General features: G+C 71.4%; 18 protein-coding genes and 1 tRNA gene. 1 reads left to right on the top strand and 18 read right to left on the bottom strand.

All coding sequences use genetic code 11. The features are described 5' to 3' along the window. Window positions 1–23: 23 nt before the first annotated feature. The 8 genes from OHS18_RS40625 to OHS18_RS40590 form a co-directional block, all read right to left on the bottom strand. Window positions 24–1247 carry a GGDEF domain-containing protein gene (locus OHS18_RS40625; RefSeq protein ID WP_328614366.1) on the bottom strand — a complete coding sequence of 408 codons (1224 nt, stop codon included), beginning with the start codon at window positions 1245–1247 and terminating at the stop codon, window positions 24–26. 753 nt (window positions 1248–2000) lie between these two features. Further along, window positions 2001–2960 carry an SRPBCC family protein gene (locus OHS18_RS40620; RefSeq protein WP_328614365.1) on the bottom strand — a complete coding sequence of 320 codons (960 nt, stop codon included), beginning with the start codon at window positions 2958–2960 and terminating at the stop codon, window positions 2001–2003. Window positions 2961–3075: 115 nt separating this feature from the next. Next, window positions 3076–3930 (bottom strand): FAD binding domain-containing protein, encoded by an 855-nt coding sequence (locus tag OHS18_RS40615; protein ID WP_328614364.1) that lies wholly within the window; start codon window positions 3928–3930, stop codon window positions 3076–3078. Further along, window positions 3927–6365, bottom strand: a complete 2439-nt coding sequence (locus tag OHS18_RS40610; RefSeq protein WP_328614363.1) for a xanthine dehydrogenase family protein molybdopterin-binding subunit — start codon at window positions 6363–6365, stop codon at window positions 3927–3929. The genes OHS18_RS40615 and OHS18_RS40610 overlap by 4 nt, the downstream gene beginning before the upstream one ends. Continuing rightward, window positions 6365–6889: a (2Fe-2S)-binding protein gene (locus OHS18_RS40605; protein WP_328443319.1), complete on the bottom strand. Its 525-nt coding sequence runs from the start codon at window positions 6887–6889 to the stop codon at window positions 6365–6367. The genes OHS18_RS40610 and OHS18_RS40605 overlap by 1 nt, the downstream gene beginning before the upstream one ends. Before the next feature lie 205 nt (window positions 6890–7094). Next, window positions 7095–8207 carry an XdhC/CoxI family protein gene (locus tag OHS18_RS40600; protein WP_328443320.1) on the bottom strand — a complete coding sequence of 371 codons (1113 nt, stop codon included), beginning with the start codon at window positions 8205–8207 and terminating at the stop codon, window positions 7095–7097. After that, window positions 8200–9312, bottom strand: coding sequence for a vWA domain-containing protein (locus OHS18_RS40595; RefSeq protein WP_328614362.1), 1113 nt, complete (start codon window positions 9310–9312; stop codon window positions 8200–8202). The genes OHS18_RS40600 and OHS18_RS40595 overlap by 8 nt, the downstream gene beginning before the upstream one ends. 22 nt (window positions 9313–9334) lie before the next feature. Beyond that, window positions 9335–9408 (bottom strand) — tRNA-Arg (locus OHS18_RS40590). A gap of 265 nt (window positions 9409–9673) precedes the next feature. Here OHS18_RS40590 and OHS18_RS40585 point away from each other — a divergent pair. Next, complete coding sequence (locus OHS18_RS40585; RefSeq protein ID WP_328443322.1) at window positions 9674–10033, top strand: hypothetical protein; 360 nt, start codon at window positions 9674–9676, stop codon at window positions 10031–10033. 105 nt (window positions 10034–10138) lie between these two features. Here OHS18_RS40585 and OHS18_RS40580 read toward each other — a convergent pair whose 3' ends face one another. From OHS18_RS40580 to OHS18_RS40535, 10 genes are all read right to left on the bottom strand, one after another. Further along, window positions 10139–11905: a hypothetical protein gene (locus OHS18_RS40580; RefSeq protein ID WP_328614361.1), complete on the bottom strand. Its 1767-nt coding sequence runs from the start codon at window positions 11903–11905 to the stop codon at window positions 10139–10141. A gap of 46 nt (window positions 11906–11951) precedes the next feature. After that, entirely contained in the window at window positions 11952–12824 is an 873-nt protein-coding gene (locus tag OHS18_RS40575) for an AAA family ATPase (RefSeq protein WP_328443324.1), read from the bottom strand. Window positions 12825–13384: 560 nt separating this feature from the next. Further along, the gene (locus OHS18_RS40570; protein ID WP_328614360.1) at window positions 13385–13960 is read right to left on the bottom strand and encodes a nucleotidyltransferase family protein; all 576 of its coding nucleotides are present in this window, start codon (window positions 13958–13960) and stop codon (window positions 13385–13387) included. Next, window positions 13953–14786 carry an IclR family transcriptional regulator domain-containing protein gene (locus tag OHS18_RS40565; RefSeq protein WP_328443326.1) on the bottom strand — a complete coding sequence of 278 codons (834 nt, stop codon included), beginning with the start codon at window positions 14784–14786 and terminating at the stop codon, window positions 13953–13955. Before OHS18_RS40565 ends, OHS18_RS40570 begins: the two co-directional genes overlap by 8 nt. Window positions 14787–14795: 9 nt before the next feature. Next, entirely contained in the window at window positions 14796–15197 is a 402-nt protein-coding gene (pcaC, locus tag OHS18_RS40560; protein WP_328614359.1) for a 4-carboxymuconolactone decarboxylase, read from the bottom strand. Further along, window positions 15194–15970, bottom strand: coding sequence for a 3-oxoadipate enol-lactonase (gene pcaD, locus OHS18_RS40555; protein WP_328614358.1), 777 nt, complete (start codon window positions 15968–15970; stop codon window positions 15194–15196). Before pcaD ends, pcaC begins: the two co-directional genes overlap by 4 nt. 14 nt (window positions 15971–15984) lie before the next feature. Further along, the gene (gene pcaG / locus OHS18_RS40550; protein WP_328614357.1) at window positions 15985–16539 is read right to left on the bottom strand and encodes a protocatechuate 3,4-dioxygenase subunit alpha; all 555 of its coding nucleotides are present in this window, start codon (window positions 16537–16539) and stop codon (window positions 15985–15987) included. Continuing rightward, a complete protein-coding gene (pcaH, locus tag OHS18_RS40545; RefSeq protein WP_328614356.1) occupies window positions 16539–17276 on the bottom strand; it encodes a protocatechuate 3,4-dioxygenase subunit beta in 738 nt (245 codons plus the stop codon). Before pcaH ends, pcaG begins: the two co-directional genes overlap by 1 nt. A 10-nt stretch (window positions 17277–17286) precedes the next feature. Then, complete coding sequence (locus OHS18_RS40540) at window positions 17287–18468, bottom strand: thiolase family protein (protein ID WP_328614355.1); 1182 nt, start codon at window positions 18466–18468, stop codon at window positions 17287–17289. 16 nt (window positions 18469–18484) lie between these two features. Next, window positions 18485–19243 (bottom strand): CoA-transferase subunit beta, encoded by a 759-nt coding sequence (locus tag OHS18_RS40535; RefSeq protein ID WP_328614354.1) that lies wholly within the window; start codon window positions 19241–19243, stop codon window positions 18485–18487. Window positions 19244–19636 lie beyond the last annotated feature (393 nt).

Here is a 19636-nt window from a genome sequence, read left to right as displayed (position 1 = left end):
GCGCGCGTATTTCGCGCGCTACGTCACACGGCGACCCGGTTGCGGCCCGCGTCCTTCGCCCGGTATAGCGCGGCGTCCGCCGACCGCAGCACGTCGTCGAGCGCCGGTCCCGCGTCCGGGAACCGCGCGACCCCGATCGACACCGAAAGGCCACCGACCCGGACGGTCCCGCCACCCGTCGAGATCACGACGTTCAGCTCCCCCACCGCGACTCGCACCCGCTCGGCGATGCCCAGCACGTCGGCGCGGCCGATACCCGGCAGCAGCACGACGAACTCCTCACCACCGAACCGACCGACCGTGTCGCCCTGACGCACCGCACCAGAGATCGCCACGGCGACCGCGGCGAGCACGTCGTCGCCGGTGAGGTGGCCGTAGGTGTCGTTGATCCGTTTGAAGTGGTCGAGGTCGATCATCAGCACGGCGAACCCGCCGACGGCCCCACGCCGCAGCGCGCGAGCGTGCTCCCGGACGGCGGACTCGTGCCAGCCCGCGGTGTTGAGCAGCCCGGTCTTCTCGTCGGTGACGGCGGCGACCTGCAACTGCTGCTTGAGCAACAGGTAGCGGTGCAGCAGGAGCAGCGGCGCGATCACGAACACCACGAGCACCGGCTGCTCGACCAGTGCCAAGGCGGCGAGCCCGCCGAGGCAGAGCGTCGCCACCTCGAACGCGTTGTCCTCCCAGGTACCGACGAGGTCCGTGGCCGACCGCTGGCTCGTGTAGAGGTAGATCCCGGCGGCGACGAGGCCGGCGTTCACGAGCTCGAACACCACGGCGGCCAGGCAGAGCGCGACCAACCCACGCGGCGTCTGCACGGGCGTCCCGTGCAGCCCCGTGAGCGTGAGAACGGACGAAGCGGCGAAGCAAGAGAGCATCGCCCAAGCGGTGCTCGCGACGAAGCGGTGCGCGGGGCGCGTCCGCACCTGGCGCCAGACCCGCACCCACAGGTGCGTGTAGAGCACCAAGGCCAGCAAAGCCACCCAGGCAGGAGGGAGCAGCACAACACCGGCGAGGTACCAGACGGAGGTGACGTTGATGTGTGTCTGCCCGCTCATCCACCGGCGCAGCCGCTCGATCCGGCGGGACATCTCGGCCTGGGCGACACCGAGCGCGACCAGCACGCCGAACCAGATCGGCCGCACCGGTCCCCCGAAGTCGGTGGCCAGCGCGACCCCGGTGGCCGCGACGGCGGCCAGTTCACAGCAGAGCGCGTAGGTGATCCAGCGGCCCTTCGCCCCGGTCCACATGACCCAGCGCGCAGGCCAGCCCGACCAGGAGGAGAGGACTTCCCGTCGCACGGCGGCCTGGGCTCTCAAGCGCCGCGACCACGGAGGTGACGGACCGGCATCGTGACGTACCCCTTGCGCGAAGTTCGGCCGACCAGGTAGCCCAGCGTAGCCGGTCGAGCGACCGGCGTCGCCGGTCCAGGCGAATTGCGGTGAAGTACTGCCCCCGAAGACCCGCTGAGGGTAGATCTACCCAGCTCCGACGATCACGAACGTGGGAGTCCCGCGGCGGCGACAGCGGAACGGGTAACCCACCGGCACCCTGCCGACGGCTTCCGGACCGCAAGGCAACGACCACCGGCGCGGCAACTCGAACGCCAACCCACCCGAGCCTTCCCCCACCGCAAGGCAACGACCACCGAAGGAGCAACTCAAACCGCGAACCCACCCAGCCTTCCCACGCCCCAAGGCAGCGACCACCGGAGGGCAACTCCAACCGCGAACCCGCCCCAGCCTTCCCCGCCCCAAGGCAACGACCACCGGCGCGGCAACTCGAACCGCGAACCCACCCGAGCCTTCCGATGGCGCAGGGCACGGCCATCGGAAGGGAGCAGCAGCCGACAACCTCACTCGCACCTTTCGGGCCACCACTGAGGTGGAGCCTCAGCCGCGAGTCGCACCTGCCGGACAGCACAGCGCTGCCGAGGGTGCGATCTCCCCACCGAACACGCGCCAGGAGCGCCGGTCGACCTCAGCGGGAACGGCTGCTTGAGGTCACTTGCGCAGTGCGCGGACGATCGCCACCAGGCCGACGATCGCGGCGATCCCGAGTACCACCGGGGCCAGCCGCTTCAGCACCGAGGCACCCGCGTAGTCGAGGAGGTCGATCGCCTCGGTTTCCGGGGCCGCGGGGACGCTGCGCAGCGCGGGCCGCTCGGCCGCGGGCTTCGGCTCGGTGTTGATCTCCGCCGTGGTCGGGGCCGGCTTGACCGCCGGCTCCGCCTTCGCGGCCGGTGCGGGCTCGGCCGCGGCAGACGATGCGGCGGGCTTGGCCTCGGTTGGGGACGGAGCCGATCCGGCAGCCGAGGCGGGCTTCGCGGGCGACGCCGAGTCCTTCTCCGCGGTCGAGGCCGCCGCGGCCTTCCCGGCAGACTGGGCAGAGGTCGGGGCCGAATTGGGCTTCGCTGCCGACGCCGCGGTCTTCTCGGCGGCCGGAGCCGGCGCCTTTTCCGCAGCAGGGGCTGCAGCCGCGGCCGGCGCGGCAGCGGCTGCGGGCTTCGAAGCCTCCCCCGACGGGGCCAGCTTTCCGGACAAACAACCCGCGAACGTGTCGAGGATCTTGCCGCCCACCTCGCTGATCAGGCCGCGGCCGAACTGGGCGGGCTTGCCTGTGATGGACAGGTCGGTCGCGACCGTGCCGTGGGTTCCGCCGTCCGCCTCGGTCAGCGTCAGGGTGACCGTCGCGGCGGCGGTGCCCGCGCCGCGGGAGTCCTTGCCCGAGGCCTTGATGGTGACCTTGTGCGCGGCGTCGTCCTTCTCCAGGAACTCGCCGTTTCCCTTGTACAACAACGAGATCGGGCCGAGCTTGACCTTCACCGTTCCGCTGAACCTGTCGCCTTCGACCTTGGTCAGCGCGGCACCGGGCATGCACGGGGCGACACGCTCGGGGTCGACGACCGCCTGCCAGACCTCGCCGATCGGAGCCGGGACGGTGAATTCGTGGTCGAGCCGCACGGGCCGACCTCCTTTCTGCCAGACCTGGGTGCCTGGTGCCCCACCCTAGTCGCACCCGGGACCCGTGACCCGGCGCCGGAACGCCGGGGCACGGGGAGCCCGGAGAGCTACGGATTCAGGCGCCGGCCGCCGCCGTGATCGCGCGGCCCGTCAGTACCGTGGCCAGGTGGCGGCGGTATTCGACGTCGGCGTTGCCGTCGACCGGCGGATTCGTTCCCTCCGCCGCGTGCGAAGCCGCCTCGCGGATCGTGTCGGCCGAGGCCTGGACCCCGACCAGCGCCGCTTCGACGCCCGAGGCGCGGACCGGGGTCGAGCCCATGTTCGTCAGCGCGACCCTGGCCTCTTCGATGACGCCGGCCTCGGTGCGGACGGTGACCGCGACGGCGACCATCGACCACGCCTGGGCGACCCGGTTGAACTTCTCGTAGTGCCCCCGCCAGCCCGTGTGCTTGGGCACGCGGACCTCGACCAGCAGCTCGTCCGGGGCCAGGGCGGTGGTGAACAGGTCGCGGAAGAAGTCCGCGGCCGGCACCGTCCGCCTTCCGGATGGGCCGGCCAGCACCATCGACGCGTCCAGCGCCAGCACCGGTGCGAGCAGGTCGCCCGCCGGGTCGGCGTGCGCGATCGCGCCGCCCAGTGTGCCGCGGTGGCGGATCTGCGGGTCGGCGACCGTGTCGGTGGCCGCTTTCAGCAACGCCGCGTGCGACGCGATCAGCGAGTCACGCTGGACGTCGTAGTGCGTCGTCATCGCACCGATCGCCAGCGTGTCGCCGTCTTCGCGCACGCCGCGCAGTTCCGGGACGCGCCCGAGGTCGATCAGCGTGGTCGGCGTGGCCAGGCGCATCCGCAGCACCGGCAGCAGGCTCTGCCCGCCGGCCAGCACCTTGGCGTCCTCACCCGCCGACGCCAGGGCCTGCACCGCCTCGTCCACTGTGGACGGGCGGACGTAGTCGAACGAAGACGGGATCACAGGGCACCTCCGGTGGCGTCGATCGAGCCGAGCCCGCCGCCGGCCTCGTTGCCGGGCCCGCCGGCGTCGGTGGTGCCGTACCGGATCGCGTGCCACACCCGCATCGGCGTCAACGGCATCTCGATGTCGTTCACCCCGAACTGGCGCACCGCGTCGATCACCGCGTTGACCACCGCCGGGGTCGACGCGATCGTGCCCGCTTCGCCGACGCCCTTGGCGCCCAGCGGGTTCGTCGTCGACGGCGTCTCGGTGCGGTCCGTGGTGAACGACGGCAGGTCCACCGCCGACGGCAGCAAGTAGTCGGCGAACGTGCCCGTGGTGAGCGTGCCGCTCTCGTCGTGCACGGTGCCTTCGAACAGCGCTTGCGCGATGCCCTGCGCGAGCCCGCCGTGCACTTGGCCCTCGACGATCAGCGGGTTCACCGCCACGCCGACGTCGTCGACGCAGACGTAGGAGCGCAGCTTGACCCGGCCCGTCTCGGTGTCCACTTCGGCCGCGCACAGGTGCGTGCCGTGCGGGTAGGAGAAGTTCTCCGGGTCGAACGTCGCGTCCGAGTCGAGTGACGGCTCGACACCGTCGGGCAGGTTGTGCGCCGCGAACACCGCGAGCGCGACGTCGCCCATCGTGGTGGACGTGTCGGTGCCCTTCACGGTGAACTTGCCGCCGGCGAACTCCAGGTCTTCCTCGGCGCATTCCAGCAGGTGCGCCGCGATCGGCTTCGCCTTGGCGACCACCTTCTCCGCCGCCTTGACGACGGCGATCCCGCCGACCACCAGCGAGCGCGAGCCGTAGGTGTCCATGCCCTTGTGCGACGACTGGGTGTCACCGTGGATGACCTCGATGTCCTCGAACGCGACACCCAGCTGGTCGGCGACGATCTGGCTCCACGCCGTCTCGTGGCCCTGACCGTGCGCGGACGCGCCCGTGATGACCTCGACCTTGCCGGTGGGCAGCATCCGGATCGCCGCGTGCTCCCAGCCGCCGGCGCCGTAGTCCAGCGAGCCCAGCACCCGCGACGGCGCGAGCCCGCACATCTCGGTGAACGTCGAGATGCCCAGGCCGAGCTGCACCTTGTCCTTCGACGCCCGGCGCCGCTCCTGCTCGGCGCGCAGGCCGTCGTAGTCGAAGAGCTGCTTGGCCTTCTCCGTCGCGGCCTCGTAGTTGCCGGAGTCGTAGGTCAGCCCGCACACCGTGGTGAACGGGAACTCCTCGTGCTTGATCCAGTTCTTTTCGCGCAGTTCCAAGGGATCCATGCCGAGCTCGTCGGCGAGCTCGTCCATGATCCGCTCGATGGCGAACGTCGCTTCCGGACGGCCGGCGCCGCGGTAGGCGTCGGTCAGCGTCGTCGTGGTGTACACGTTGGTGCACGCGAAGTGGTAGGCCGGGAACTTGTAGATCGCGTTGAACATGAACGCGCCGAGGATCGGGACGCCGGTGCCGACCAGGCCGTTGTACGCGCCGAGGTTGGCGAGCAGCTCGACCTTGAGCCCGGTGACCGTCCCGTCGGCGTTCGCCGAGATGGTGATGTCCTGGATCTGGTCGCGGCCGTGGTGTGCGGCGAGCATGGTCTCGGACCGGGATTCGTTCCACTTCACCGGTTTGCCGAGTTTCTGCGCCACGAGCAGCGACATCATCTCTTCCGGCAGCACGCCGATCTTGCCGCCGAAACCGCCGCCGACGTCCGGGGCGATCACGCGCAGCTTGTGCTCCGGGATGCCGAGCGTCAGCGCCGCCATCACCCGCAGGATGTGCGGGACCTGGGTGGCCGACCACATCGTGGTCTGGGCACCGGTCGGGTCGACGACGCAGGCGCGCGGTTCCATGAAGGCCGGGATCAGGCGCTGCTGGCGGAAGCGGCGCTTGACGACGATCTCGGACGAGCTGATCGCGTCCTCGACGTTGCTGCCGGTACCGGCCTCGGCGGAGTCGAATTTCCAGACCGCGCTCGTGTTGCTGCCCTGGTCCTCGTGGACCAGTGGCGCGCCGTCGGCGATCGCGGCTTCCATGTCGAGGATGACCGGGAGCTCGTCGTACTCGACGTCGATCTCCTCGAGCGCGTCGTGCGCTTCGGCCGAGGACCGCGCGACGACGACCGCCACGCCTTCCCCGGCGAAGTTGACCTGGTCGGCGGCGAGCACCGGCCGGCGCGGCGCCTTCATGTCCGGCGTGATCGGCCACGCGCAGGGCATGCCGATGGAGCTGTCCGGGTCGAGGTCAGTCGCGGTGAAGACGGCGACGACGCCGGGCGCGTTCTTGGCCGCCGACGTGTCGATCGAGACGATCTTGGCGTGCGCGAACGGGCTGCGCAGGACCGCCATGTGCAGCATCCCGGGCAGCGTGATGTTGTCGGTCCAGCGGGTGCGGCCGGTGATCAGCCGCTCGTCTTCCTTGCGCCGCCGTGACTTTCCGACTTCCGGTTCGATCGTCGCGGTCATCAGTCACCACCCACGCCGACGTGCTTGGTCTCGGTGATCCGCTCGGCGTCGGGTCCGGCGCCGGGGCTCATGTGCTGCGCGGCGTCGCGGACCGCGCGGACGATGTTCTGGTAGCCGGTGCAGCGGCAGAGGTTGCCTTCGAGTCCTTCGCGCACGGCCTGCTCGTCGGGGTCCGGGTTGTCGGCCAGCAGGTCGATCGACTGCATGATCATCCCGGGCGTGCAGAACCCGCACTGCAGCGCGTGGTTCTCGTGAAAGGCTTTCTGCACCGGGTGCAGCTGCCCGTCGCGGCTGAGGCCCTCGACGGTGGTGACCTCGCTGCCGTCGGCCTGCACGGCCAGGACGGAACAGGATTTCACGCTGTGCCCGTCCAGGTGGACGGTGCAGGCACCGCAGTTGCTGGTGTCGCAGCCGACGACCGTGCCGACCTTGCCGATCCGTTCTCGCAGGTAGTGCACGAGCAGGGTGCGCGGCTCGACTTCGTCGGTGTAGTTCGTCCCGTCGACGGTGACGGTGATCCGCATCAGGCCTCCAAGAAAAGCGGCGAGCCGGTTCGGGAACGGCCGAGCCCGACCGTGATCGGACTCACAAACCCGAGCGTGCTACGCGACCTTCGCGCGGACAAGTCCTGATGTCACACGTTCGGCGGCCCGTTCCGCAGATGCGCGCAAAATCCACTGTGGATCACCGAATTTGCGGAGACACCAGCTGGGTGAACTTTTCGCGGGGTCAGCTGTGGATGCGACCGGAAAGCTCCGCGAGCCGCCGGCCGCCGCCGCCCCACCGCAACGCGATGATCTCCGCGGCGATGGACACCGCCGTCTCTTCCGGGGTGCGGGCGCCGAGATCGAGGCCGATCGGCGAGGACAACCGCTCCAGTTCGGGCTCGGTGATGCCCGCTTCGCGCAGCCGGGAAAACCGGTCGTCGTGGGTCTTCCGGGAGCCCATCGCACCGACGTACCCGACCTCGAGGCGCAGTGCGACCTCCAGCAGCGGGACGTCGAACTTCGGGTCGTGGGTCAGCACCGCGATCGCGGTGCGCCGGTCGATGCGCCCCGCGTCGGCCTCGGCCCGCAGGTACCGGTGCGGCCAGTCGACGACGACCTCGTGCGCGTCCGGGAACCGGCTGCTGGTGGCGAACACCGGCCGCGCGTCGCACACCGTGACCTGGTAGCCGAGGTAGGCGCCCATGCGCGCCATCGCGGCGGCGAAGTCGATCGCGCCGAAGACCAGCAGCCGGGGCGGCGGCTCGAAGGAGTTGACGAACACCGTCATCCCCTCGCCGCGGCGCTGCCCGTCCGGGCCGTAGTGCAGGGTGCCGGTGCGGCCGCTGGCCAGCAGGCCGCGCGCGTCGTCGGCCACGGCGTCGTCCATCCGCGACGACCCCAGCGAGCCTTCGGTGCGATCGGGCCACACGACCATGTGCTCGCCGACCAGGCCTTCGCGCTCGTGCTCGATGACCGTCACGACCGCGACGGGTTCGCCGCCGCGGACCGACGCGACGACGTCGCCCAGCTCCGGCATCGAGTCGCGGTCGACGTGCTCGACGTAGATGTCGATGATCCCGCCGCAGGTCAGACCCACCGCGAAGGCGTCGTCGTCGGTGACGCCGTAGCGCTGCAGCACCGGCTTGCGCTCGGTGACGACCTCCTGCGCCAGCTCGTAGACCGCGCCTTCGACGCAGCCGCCGGACACACTGCCCGCGACGGTGCCGTCCGGGGCGACGACCATCGCCGCGCCCGGGGCGCGCGGGGCCGAGGAGAACGTGGCCACCACGGTGCCCAGCCCGACCGTCTCCCCCGCCGACCAGCGGCGGAACACATCATCCAGTACGTCACGCATCGGAAATCTCCCCGAGCAGTCGTTCCAAAGTGGCCAGGGTGTGCCCGGCCAGCAGCCGGTCGATGTGGGGCAATGCGGCCACGATGCCCGACTGGACCGGAGCGTACCCCGCACGGCCGACGTGCGGATTCACCCAGAATACGGCGTGCGCGAGCCGGCTCAGCCTCGCGAGCTGCTCGCCGAGCAGGCTGGTATCGCCGCGCTCCCAGCCGTCGGAGAAGATCGTGACGACCGCGCGCCGGGCCACGCCGCGCTGTCCCCAGCGGTCGAGGAAGGCCTGCAGCGTCTCGCCGAGGCGGGTGCCGCCGGCGAAGTCCGGCACCGCGGCCCCCGCCGAGAGCATCGCCCGCTCCGGGTCGCGCTGGCGCAGCTGGCGGGAGACCCGGGTCAGCCGCGTGCCGAGTGTGAACACCTCGACGGACTGGGGCGCGGACCGCGTGAGGACGTGCGCGAACCGCAGCAGCGCGTCGGCGTACGGGCTCATCGAGCCGGAGACGTCGATCAGCAGCACGACCCGGCGCGGCCGCGAGCCGCGGCGGTTGTGCGCGAGCCGGACGGGTTCGCCGCCGCTGGCGAGCATCGCGCGCAGCGTGCGGGCCGGATCGAGCCGTCCCCGCCGTGCCGGCGTCCGCCGGGAGGCGCGGCGCCGGGGCGGCACGGGACGCAGGGTGGCCAGCAGTTCGCGCAGGTGCTCGCGTTCGGCGGTGGTCAGCGCGGCGAGGTCGCGGTGGCGCAGCACCTCCTGACCGCTCGCGGCGACTTTCAGCTGGTCAGGACCGTCGCCGCCCTCGGCGTCCCCGCCGGCGGTGTCGACGAGCGGCGCGATCCGCGCTTGCTTCGGCACAGTCGTCTTCGCGCGGCGCGGGCCGGACGGTTCGATCGAAAACCACTGGCTGAAGGCCTCTTCGTAACAGGCGAGGTCGTCGGGGCTCGAGCACAGCGTGAGCCGCCCCGCCCAGTACAGCTGGGTGGGCTCGGCGACGTCGACCTCGGCGACGGCGGCCAGGTAGGCCTGCACGCGGTGTGCGTCGCAGGCGACACCCGCCTCCCGCAGCGCGGCGGCGAACCCGGCGTACCCGGCGACCGGATCGGAGACCGTGGTCATGTCTCCATTGTGCGCTTGTCGGCGTCCCGGCGAGGAGTCGAACCTCGGACCTCGGCGTTCGTAGCGCCGCGCTCTGTCCTGCTGAGCTACCGGGACGGGGCGGCCTGCGCACACCCCTCCCCGGGTAGGCGCAGACCGCGCTCTTCGCCGCGGCCGACCCCGGTAGCGACGGGGCGGGCGCGAAGAGCCTTCAGAAAGAATTCAGCGGACGGCACGGGAGATCGTGCCGCATCGGAGCTTCCGGGTTTCGGTCACGATCTCCTCCTCTCGGGCTTTCTCGGTCGGGCTTCGGTGCTGGAGGAAGAATGCCGGACTCTTGGTGGCGCGGCAACGCATTTACGCGGCGTGCGACCATGCACCCGTGAGCTACGACCTGGTTGTGTGGGACGGACCGGCACCGGTGGACGACGCCGGAGCCGCGGCGGAGTACGGCCGCCTCTACATGAAGTACATCGAAATGTCGGCCGCGCGGCCACCGTGGCCGACGATCACCGAGTACGTCCAGGCCTTGCTCCGCCGGTGGCCCGATCTCGGCGCGCACGATCTCGACGAGACTTCTCCGTGGGCCACGAGCGGGTTGATGTCGAACGCGAGCGGCCCGCTGCTCTACTTCGGCATGGGCCGGGACATGGCCGGCACGGTCGTCTCCGGCGCCGTCGCCGAAGCCCGGCTCCGGAACCTCGTGGTCTACGACCCGCAGGAACGACGCGTCCGGTCTTAGGGCCGCCCTGGCCGCGACGTCCGTCGGCTCGCTGTCCCTCCGGAACCACGACGCGCCCGCCCCGATCGTCCTTTGTGGACTTTCGAAGCGGGCGCGTCGTCCGGGTCAGGAGGCCTTGATGCCGGGCTTGACGGGCGCGCAGCCGCGGAGGCCGGCGGTCTTGTTGAGCTCCAGGACCGGCGGGAGCGTCTTCTGCGCGTACGCCTGGAGTTCCGCGAGCTTCGCGGGGTCGACCAGGTCGCGGCGGACGTGGTAGCTGACCCAGTTGCGCGAGTCGACGGTGTCGTTGCCGATCGGGCGGTTCACGAAGATCGTCGCGTAGTCGCGGTCGAACCGCGGGTCCTTGTCGAACTGCAGCGTCGTGATCCACGAGCCGATGAAGGTGATCAGCTCCGGCTTCGCGACGGTGAACGTGTAGTCGCGCAGGCCGGCCATGTCGGCCTTGTGCAGGTAGTCGGCGATCGGCTTGTCGCCGAGGCCGGCCAGGTCGAGCACGCGGAGACGGCTGCCGAGCGATGTCCCGCCGAGGTCGATCAGGCCGACCTGGGCCGAGTCGGGGAGTTTCAGGATGTCCGCGAAACCGTTGACGGCCTGAGCGTCGCGCTCGGCGACGATGCAGAACGCGGTCTTGACGTGGGCGCGGTAGGTCGTGCCCTCCGTGTAGAGCCCGCTGACCGAGCTGACCAGGGCGACCACGAGCAGGCAGGCGAGCGTGATCCGGCCGCGCAGCCGCGCCGCGGAGAGCGCTTCGACCACCGCGATCGCGCCGCCGAACGCGCCGAGCGTCCACACCGGCGTGGCGAACCGCAGCTGCCCCATCCAGTCGACCTCGAGCACGATGAACGCGATCACGGTCAGCCCGAACGGCACCAGCAGCGCGATCAGGCCGGTGCGCAGCCGCGACGGCCGGACCAGCAGCATCACCAGGCACGCGACCGCGACGGCGACGACCAGCCAGCCGATGTAGTCGACGATCTGCCCGGGCCGGGCGAGGTCGTCGACGCTGGGCGGTTCCTGCCCCTTCGCGACGGCGGTGTTCGGCACCAGCCGGCCGAACTCGAACCAGCGGAAGACGACGTAAGCGCCGTAGGGCACGACGAACGCGGCCACCGAGACGACGACGGCGCGGATGCTGCGGGCGAGCAGTTCCCGCTTGAGGAACACCGCGACGACGATCGGGTAGGCGCCGGCGTAGATGATCCCGTCCGGCCGGGTCAGCGCCGCGGCCGTGGCGATCAGGCCGGCGCCGAGGGCGACCTGGTAGGTCAGCAGCTTGCCGCTCTGGACGGCGCGCAGGCAGAGCACCGCGAGCGCGGCGACGGTCAGCGCGTAGAACGAGTTCTCCAGGCCGGAGAAGCACCAGATCACGAACGACGGGATCGCGGCGAGCGCCGCGCCGGCGACGAAGGTGATCAGGGCCGGGCGGCGGCTGAGTGTCTTCGCACCGAAGTAGAACAGGATCAGGATGCCGAGGCAGCAGGCCAGGGCGAGGGCCTTCGGGAACAGGATCTGGTCGTTGACGCCGAAGATCGTGCCGTGGTCGAACAGCCCGACGAGCTTGCCGAGGGCGAGCAGGATCATCCAGGTCGGGTTCGAGTACCCCTCGACCGGCAGGGCGCCGGGCTGCAGCACCGGGCCGAAGCCGTCGGCGACGTCACGGGAGTAGGCGAACGTGATCGCCGCGTCGTCGATCATCCAGTGGCCGTAGAGCGAGGCGTGCGCGGCGATCAGCGCGGTGCCCCCGACGATCGCCAGGACGGCGGCGAGCTTGCCCCGCCGGCCCCGCCCGGTATCGGACGGGCCGGCCGGCTGAGGCCGATCCGGCTCCGGCTCGGCCAATGGTCTCGCCTCGGTCGTCTCCGCCACGCTCATGCCTCAGGTCCTCCCGCGCCTTCGGTCATCCCCCGGAACCGGCCCGTCAGGCGAACAGGGCGTCGAGTTTCGCCCTGACCCGGTCGAGGTCTTCGCTGTATTTCAGGACCGCACCGAGCGTTCGTGCCGCCGATGCCGCGTCCAGCTCGTCCCGTTCGAGAGTCATCAGAGCTTTAGCCCAATCGAGTGACTCCGCTACTCCGGGTGGTTTCAGCAAGTCCATTTGCCGAAGTCGTTGCACCGCTTCAGCTACCTGCCGAGCCAGAACTTCACCTATTCGAGGGATTCTACGGCGCAGGATCGTGACCTCTCGCATCAGGTCCGGGTGTTCCAGCCAGTGGTAGAGGCAGCGTCGCTTGAGCGCGTCGTGGACTTCACGGGTCCGGTTGGACGTCAGCACCACCAGCGGCGGCTGCTCCGCGCGGACCTCGCCGTACTCGGGGATGGTCACGGCGTATTCGTCGAGCAACTGCAGGAGGAAGGCTTCGAACTCGTCGTCGGCGCGGTCGATCTCGTCGATCAGCAGCACGCACGGGGCGCTGATGAGTGCCTGCAGCAGCGGCCGGGCCAGCAGGAACCGCTCGGTGTAGAGCGACCGTTCGGCGGTCTCGACGTCGATCCCGCCGCTCGCTTCGAGGGCGCGCAGGTGCAGGAGCTGCCGCGGGAAGTCCCATTCGTAGAGGGCCTGGGCGGCGTCGATGCCCTCGTGGCACTGGAGCCGCACGAGCGGCCGGTCGAGCGCGGTGGCCAGCGCGAGGGCGAGCGCGGTCTTGCCGGTGCCGGGTTCGCCTTCGCAGAAGAGCGGCCGCCCCATCCGCAGGGCGAGGAACCCGGCGGTGGCAAGGCCGTCATCGGCGAGATAACCGGTCCGATCCAGCGCGGCGGCGAGTTCTTCGGGTGAGGCGAGCGAGTCGGTCACAGAGTCGATCGTAAGGGGCAACGGAGCGGGCCGCGGCTTACGGTGGCGGCGCCCTGCCAGGTCGGCGGGGTGGTGCGCGGGTGTCCGGACGGTGCGGTCGCCGCTACGTGCTCAGCGGACGGGCTTGGTCCGGCTCGCGGGACGGCCCAGCTGGGCGTGGCGCCGTCCCGAAGCAGGCTGTCCAGCCACACCGCAACCAGCGGCGTGACGTGCGGACGGCCGTGCGGCCGCAGGTGACGTGCGAGCGACCATGCGGCCGCAGGTGACATGCAGGCGGCACGGTCGCTCGCGACGTGCGGGAGGCCGTCCGCCCATCGGCGACGCGAGAATGGGGCAGTGCGCTCGACAAGCCCGGGTAGGTCGTGCCGGGCCGGGCCGCGCCGGGCCGGGCATCGGCGCGGCCCGCCCCGCCTACTTGTCCACATCCCCCGAAATCCCTCCACAACCTCGCATCTTTCCTAGGGAAAGTGCCGCTTCAGGCCCTGGAGACGCATCTTTCGGTATGAAAGTGGCGGGGTTGGGGTGGCATCGCTGCGCGGGTGGTGGGGCGCGAAGGGTGGTTAGGTCGGTAGGTCTGCTTGGTGGTCTACGTCGCGGCCGCTGCCCAGGTCTGCGCACTCGATCAGCGTCAGGTCTTCGCGGGTGACCAGCCAGTCTCGGGCGCCGTGGTCTCCCCGGGCCGTCCGAGCTATTTCCGGCCACCAGTCGCGGCCCAGCAGGACCGGGTGGCCGGGGACTCCCTCGTACGCCGCCCGGGCGACCGCGTTCACGCTTGCGTGGGCCGCTACCCGGGTGAGGATTTCGGGGCCTACCCAGGGGAGGTCGACCAGGTGGACCAGGGCCGCGGTCGGGCCGGGAGTGGTCGTCAGTGCCGCCAGGCCGGCGCGTAGGGAGGCGCCCATGCCGGTTGCCCAGTCTTCGGCCACCACCGCCAGGCCGGGGTCCGGGAGCAGCGCGCGGACCTCGTCGGCCGCCGCACCCAGGACTACCCGGATCGGGGTGCAGCCCGCTTCCTCCATGACCCGCAGTGCCCGCCGGACGAGGGGTTCACCGTTCAGGTCGGCCAGAGCTTTCGGGCCGCCGAACCGGCGGCCCGCGCCCGCGGCCAGCAGGAGGCCGGCGGCCGGCTCAACCATGGGCCCGGCCCGGCGCACCTGCCGACAGGTCCGACTCGATCGCCCGGGCCGTGGCCAGCAGCGGCGGGACCAGCTCGCGCTCCACCGACTCGGCCGTCGTGCGGCTCGCGTGCGTCGACAGGTTCACCGCCGCGACCACCTTGCCCCGGCGGTCGTGGATCGGGGCCGCAACCGAGCGGAGACCCTCCTCCAGCTCCTGGTCGACCATGGCCCAGCCCTGCTCCCCGACCCTCGTCAGCTCGGTGCGCAGGCTGTCGGGCGCGGTGACCGTGCGGTCGGTGAGACGGTCCAGCCTCGCGACGACGAAGTACGCCTCCAGCTCCGCGGCGCTGAGGCCGGTCAGGAGGACGTGCCCCATCGACGTCGCGTACGCCGGGAACCGGGTTCCCACGTTGATGCTCACCGTCATGATCCGGGAGACCGCCACCCGCGCCACGTAGACGATGTCGGTGCCTTCCAGCACCGAGACCGAGCTCGACTCGTGGACGTCGGCCGAGAGGTGCTCGAGGTGGGGCTGGGCGACCTCGGGCAGCGTCATGCTCGACAGGTACGAGTACCCCAGCTCCAGGACGCGGGCGGTGAGCGAGAAGTACTTGCCGTCCGTGCGGACGTAACCGAGGTCGGTCAGCGTCAGCAGGAAACGCCGCGCCGCGGCGCGGGTCAGGCCCGTCGCGCGGGCGACGTCGCTCAGGGTCAGCTCGGCCGCGCCCGCGTGGAACGCCTTGATGACGGCCAGCCCGCGCTCCAGCGACTGCACGTGGTGGGCACCACGGTGAGCCGGCTCGCCGTCCAGTTCGACTTCGAAGGGGGGCCGACTCGCGTCCATTCCGAGACCCTATCCGGCGTCGGCGGGCAGGGCGCTCGGCTCGCCGAGTTCGGCCAGGGTGCGCTGGGCGATGGCGAACGCCGCGTTCGCCGCCGGGGCGCCGGCGTAGACGGCGGTGTGGAGCAGGACCTCGCCGATCTCGGCCGCGGTGAGGCCGTTGCGGATCGCGGCGCGGACGTGCATCGGCAGCTCGTTGTGCGCGTGCAACGCCGTGAGGGCCGCCAGCGTGACGCAGCTGCGGGTCCGCCGGTCCAGGCCGTCGCGGGACCAGACCGTGCCCCACGCGCCCTCGGTGATGTAGTCCTGGAACGGGCGGCTGAACTCGGTCGTGCCCGCGACCGCGCGATCGACGTGCTCGTCGCCCAGCACCTCGCGGCGCGCCTTCATGCCCTGCTCGTGGCGGTTGGTCACAGTGCCTCCAGGTGCCCGAGGATCAGTCTGGTGAACTCCTCGGGCTGCTCGTAGTTGCCCAGGTGCGCGGCGTTCGCGACGACCTCGAGCCGCGCGCCGGGGATGCCGTCGGCGATCGGGCGGGAGTGCTCCTCCGGCGGGGTGGCCGGGTCGTCGGCGCCGGCGATGACCAGGGTGGGGGCGGTGATCTTCGGCAGCACGTCGAGCAGGTCCATCCGCTCGATCGCGCCGCAGCAGGCCGCGTAGCCCTCGGCCGGGACCTCGGAGATCATCGAGCGCAGGAACGCGGCGCGGTCCGGGTGCCGTTCGAGGTACGCGGGCGTCAGCCACCGGCCGACACCCGCGCCGGCCACGGCCGCGGTGCCCTCCGTGCGGACCGTCCGGGCGCGGTCCGCCCACATCCGGGGCGGGCCGAGCTTGGCGGACGTGCAGCAGAGCACCAGGCTCGCGATCCGGTCGGGCGCGTGGACACCGAGCCACATGCCGGTCATCCCGCCGAGTGACAACCCCACGAGGGGCGCCTTCGCGACGTCGAGGTCGTCCAGCAGCGCGAGGAAGTCGGCGCCGAGATCGTCGAGGTCGTACGGGCCGGGCGGCACCGGCGACGCGCCGTGGCCGCGCGTGTCGTACCGCACCACGCGGAAGCCGCGCTCCAGCAACGGCACCACCTGGGGCTCCCACATCCGGAGGTCGCTGCCCAGCGAACCGGCGAACACCACCACCGGCCCGTCTTCAGGGCCTTCGACGACCCGGTGCACCGGTACCGCGCTCACGTTCCCATCTCCGTTCATACCGCGAAGAACACCGTCTCACCGTCGCCTTGGAGACGCACGTCGAAGCGGTAGCCGTCCGCGGTCTTCGCGGCGATCAGGGTGCCCCGCCGATCCTCCGGCACCGTCGCCAGTGTCGGGTCTTCCGCGTTGTCCTGGTCCTCGAAGTAGATCCGTGTGACGACCCGGTTGAGCAGGCCGCGCGCGAACACCGAAACGTCGATGTGCCGCGCCTGCGTGGTGCCGCCTCCTCCGGGCAGCACACCCGGCAGCAGGGTCAGGATCCCGTACGTGCCGTCGGTTTCCGTCGGGCACCGGCCGAAGGCGCGGAACTCGCCGGACGCCTCGCCGCGCGGGTCGTCGGGGTGGTGGAAGCCGCCTTCGGGGTCGGCCTGCCAGGTCTCGATCATGGCGTCCGGGACCGGGTCGCCGGCGCCGTCGCGCACCGTGCCGCGGATCCAGATCGCGCCGGGGGTGCCCTCCGGGACGACGTACGGGCCGTCGGGCCAGGGCAGGCCGATCGACAGATACGGGCCGACGGTCTGCGAGGGGGTCGGCAGCAGCTTGGGCATCAGTCCTCGTCCTCTTCTTCCTCTTCGAACACCGATGCTTCGCGCCCGCGCAGCACGATGTCGAACTGGTAGCCGAGCGCCCACTCCGACTGCGTGATCCCGTGGTCGTACCGGGAAACCATGCGCTGCCGGGCCTTCTCGTCCGGGATCGAGTTGAAGATCGGGTCCTGGGAGAACAGCGGGTCGTCCGGGAAGTACATCTGGGTGACGAGCCGCTGCGTGAACGCGGAGCCGAACACCGAGAAGTGGATGTGCGCGGGGCGCCAGGCGTTGTCGTGGTTCTTCCACGGGTACGCGCCGGGCTTGATGGTGGTGAAGGTGTAGCGCCCGTCGCTGTCGGTCAGGGCGCGCCCGACGCCGTCGAAGTTCGGGTCGAGCGGGGACGGCCAGCGGTCGCCGGTGTGCCGGTAGCGGCCGCCCGCGTTCGCCTGCCAGATCTCGATCAACGAGTCGCGCACCGGCCGGCCGTCACCGTCGAGGAGCCGGCCGGTGACGATGATCCGCTGCCCTTGCGGCTCCTCCGCGTGCTGGCGGGTGAGGTCGCTGTCGTGCTCGCCGAGGCGACCGGGCCCGAGCAGCGGGCCGGTGACCTCGGTCAGCATCTGCGGGAGCAGCACCAGAGGTTGTTGCGGGTAGCGCAAAGCCGTGGACCGGTAGCCGGTGAAGCCCAGCGGCGGATGCGTGCCTTCGGGGTCCGGCCCGTAGCGCGGCAGCTTGAGTTCGGTCGGAGCAGCCATGGTGCCTCCCTTACCGGCCTTCGAGGACGACGGCCAGGCCTTGGCCGACGCCGATGCAGATGGCGGCGAGTCCCCAGCCACCGCCGCGGCGGTGCAGGTCGTGCGCCAGGGTGCCGAGGATGCGGCCACCGGACGCGCCGAGCGGGTGGCCGATGGCGATCGCGCCGCCGTGGGTGTTGACGATTTCGGGGTCGAGCTTCGGCCAGTCGCGCAGGCAGGCGAGGGACTGCGCGGCGAAGGCCTCATTCAGCTCCACCGCGGCCAGGTCGTCCCAGCCGATGCCGGCGCGCTCCAGCGCGATCTCGGCCGCGCGCACCGGGCCGATGCCGAAGACGTCCGGGTCGACCCCCGCCGCGCCGCGGCCGGCGATGCGGGCGAGCGGCGCCCGGCCGAGCCGGCTCGCCGCCGCTTCGTCACCCAGCAGCAGAGCCGAGGCGCCGTCGTTCAGGGGCGACGCGTTGCCCGCCGTGACGGTGCCGTTCTCCTTGCGGAACGCGGGCTTGAGCTTCGCCAGCTTCTCCGGGCTGGAGTCCGGGCGGATGCTCTCGTCGCGGGCCAGGTCCACGCCGTCGACCGGGACGACCAGGTCGTCGTAGAAGCCCTCGTCCCACGCCTTGGCGGCGTTGACGTGACTGCGCGCCGCGAAGGCGTCCTGCTCGTCGCGGCCGATGCCGTACCGCTCGGCGAGCTTCTCGGTGGACTCGCCGAGGGAGATCGTCCAGTGCCCCGGCATCGCCGGGTTGACCATGCGCCAGCCCAGCGCGGTGTTGTAGAGGGTCTGGTTGCCCGCCGGGAAGGCCTTCTCCGGCTTGGACATCACCAGCGGTGAGCGGGTCATCGACTCGACGCCGCCGGCGACCACCAGGGACGCGTCGCCGACCTGGATGGACCGGCTGGCCTGCATCACCGCGTCGAGGCCGGAACCACAGAGCCGGTTGACCGTGTTGCCGGGGATGCTCGTCGGCCAGCCCGCGAGCAGAGTGGCCATCCGGGCGACGTTGCGGTTGTCCTCCCCCGCCCCGTTCGCGTCGCCGAGGGTCACTTCGTCCACTGTGGACGGATCGAGGTCGTTGCGGGACTGGATGGCCCGGAGCGCGGTCGCGGCGAGGTCGTCCGGCCGGACGCCGGCCAGCGCGCCGCCGTAGCGGCCGAACTGGGTACGGAGCGCGTCGAGGACGTAGACGTCGGTCATGCGGTGGCCTTCCGGGTCACTTGCTTGCCTTTTCGAGGTCTCGCAGCACGGCCAGCTCCTCTTCGGTGGGCGCGGGGGTGACCGTGAGGTCGTCCGCGACCTTCAGTGTCCACCCGGTCGCCGCCACCGCGCGCTCCAGTTCGACGCCCGGGTGGAGTTCGGTGAGGGTGAGCTCCGCCGTCTCCGGGTCGGGGCGCATCAGGCCGAGGTCGGTGACCACCAGGGTCGGGCCCCGGCCGGGCAGGCCGAGGCGTTCGCGGTCGCCCTTGCCGGTGCCGTGGCCGAAGGACGTCACGAAGTCGACCTTCTCGACGAACGCGCGGGGGCTCTGGCGGAGCACTACGAACACCTCGCGGCAGGACGCGGCGATCTCCGGGGCGCCGCCCGCGCCGGGCAGGCGGACCTTCGGGTCGTGGTAGTCCGAGCCGATCACCGTGGTGTTGATGTTGCCGAACTTGTCCAGCTGGGCGGCGCCGAGGAAGCCGACGTCGATGCGGCCGGGCTGGAGCCAGTAGTTGAACACCTCGGGGACGCTGACCACGGCGTCGGAGGTGTCGGCCAGCTCGCCGTCGCCGATGGACAGCGGGAGGCGGGACGGCTTCGCGCCGAGGCAGCCGGACTCGTAGATCAGGGTCAGGTCCGGGGCGTGGGTGCGGCGGGCCAGGTTGGCCGCCTTGCTCGGGAGGCCGATGCCGACGAAGCAGGACATGCCGTCGCCGAGGGCGCGGGCGGCCGCGACGCTCATCATCTCGTCGGCGGTGTAGTCGGTGGTCATGCCTTCGCCTCCGCGGTTGTGCGGGTGTCGCCGGGGTCCGGGGCGGTGGGGACCGGGGTGGGCGCCGCCTCGGGGAAGGAGGCAGCGACCTCCTGGCCGCGGACCCCGCTTGGGGTCGTGCGGGCGGGGGTTGCCGGCTGCGCGGGGAAGGCCGGGGCGCGCCCGCCGGGTGGAGTGGGGGTTGCGCGGGCGCGGGTGGTGGACGCGGATCGCGCGAGGGAGGCGGGTGCGTACCAGCCGGCCCGGATTGGAGCTGTGCGGGCGGGGGCGGTGGTTGCCGAGTGCACCAGGGCGGCCGGGGTGCGCCAGGCGAGACCGCTCAGCGGGGTGAGGGTCAGGTCAACGGGGCCGTGGGCTGCCGGGCTCGTCAGGAAGGGCTGTGGGCGGCGGCTT

The organism is Amycolatopsis sp. NBC_00355 (assembly GCF_036104975.1).
Taxonomy (GTDB): Bacteria; Actinomycetota; Actinomycetes; order Mycobacteriales; family Pseudonocardiaceae; genus Amycolatopsis.
The sequence above is the reverse complement of the archived record's forward strand: the minus strand, read 5'-3'. Positions and strand labels throughout refer to the sequence as shown.

Coding starts and splice junctions, on each gene's coding strand:
- OHS18_RS40625 (WP_328614366.1), bottom strand. CDS start 1,247: ATGTGGACCGGGGCGAAGGGCCGCTGGATCACCTACGCGCTCTGCTGT.
- OHS18_RS40610 (WP_328614363.1), bottom strand. CDS start 6,365: ATGACCGCGACGATCGAACCGGAAGTCGGAAAGTCACGGCGGCGCAAG.
- OHS18_RS40605 (WP_328443319.1), bottom strand. CDS start 6,889: ATGCGGATCACCGTCACCGTCGACGGGACGAACTACACCGACGAAGTC.
- OHS18_RS40600 (WP_328443320.1), bottom strand. CDS start 8,207: ATGCGTGACGTACTGGATGATGTGTTCCGCCGCTGGTCGGCGGGGGAG.
- OHS18_RS40595 (WP_328614362.1), bottom strand. CDS start 9,312: ATGACCACGGTCTCCGATCCGGTCGCCGGGTACGCCGGGTTCGCCGCC.
- OHS18_RS40580 (WP_328614361.1), bottom strand. CDS start 11,905: ATGAGCGTGGCGGAGACGACCGAGGCGAGACCATTGGCCGAGCCGGAG.
- OHS18_RS40570 (WP_328614360.1), bottom strand. CDS start 13,960: ATGGTTGAGCCGGCCGCCGGCCTCCTGCTGGCCGCGGGCGCGGGCCGC.
- OHS18_RS40565 (WP_328443326.1), bottom strand. CDS start 14,786: ATGGACGCGAGTCGGCCCCCCTTCGAAGTCGAACTGGACGGCGAGCCG.
- pcaG (WP_328614357.1), bottom strand. CDS start 16,539: ATGCCCAAGCTGCTGCCGACCCCCTCGCAGACCGTCGGCCCGTATCTG.
- pcaH (WP_328614356.1), bottom strand. CDS start 17,276: ATGGCTGCTCCGACCGAACTCAAGCTGCCGCGCTACGGGCCGGACCCC.
- OHS18_RS40540 (WP_328614355.1), bottom strand. CDS start 18,468: ATGACCGACGTCTACGTCCTCGACGCGCTCCGTACCCAGTTCGGCCGC.
- OHS18_RS40535 (WP_328614354.1), bottom strand. CDS start 19,243: ATGACCACCGACTACACCGCCGACGAGATGATGAGCGTCGCGGCCGCC.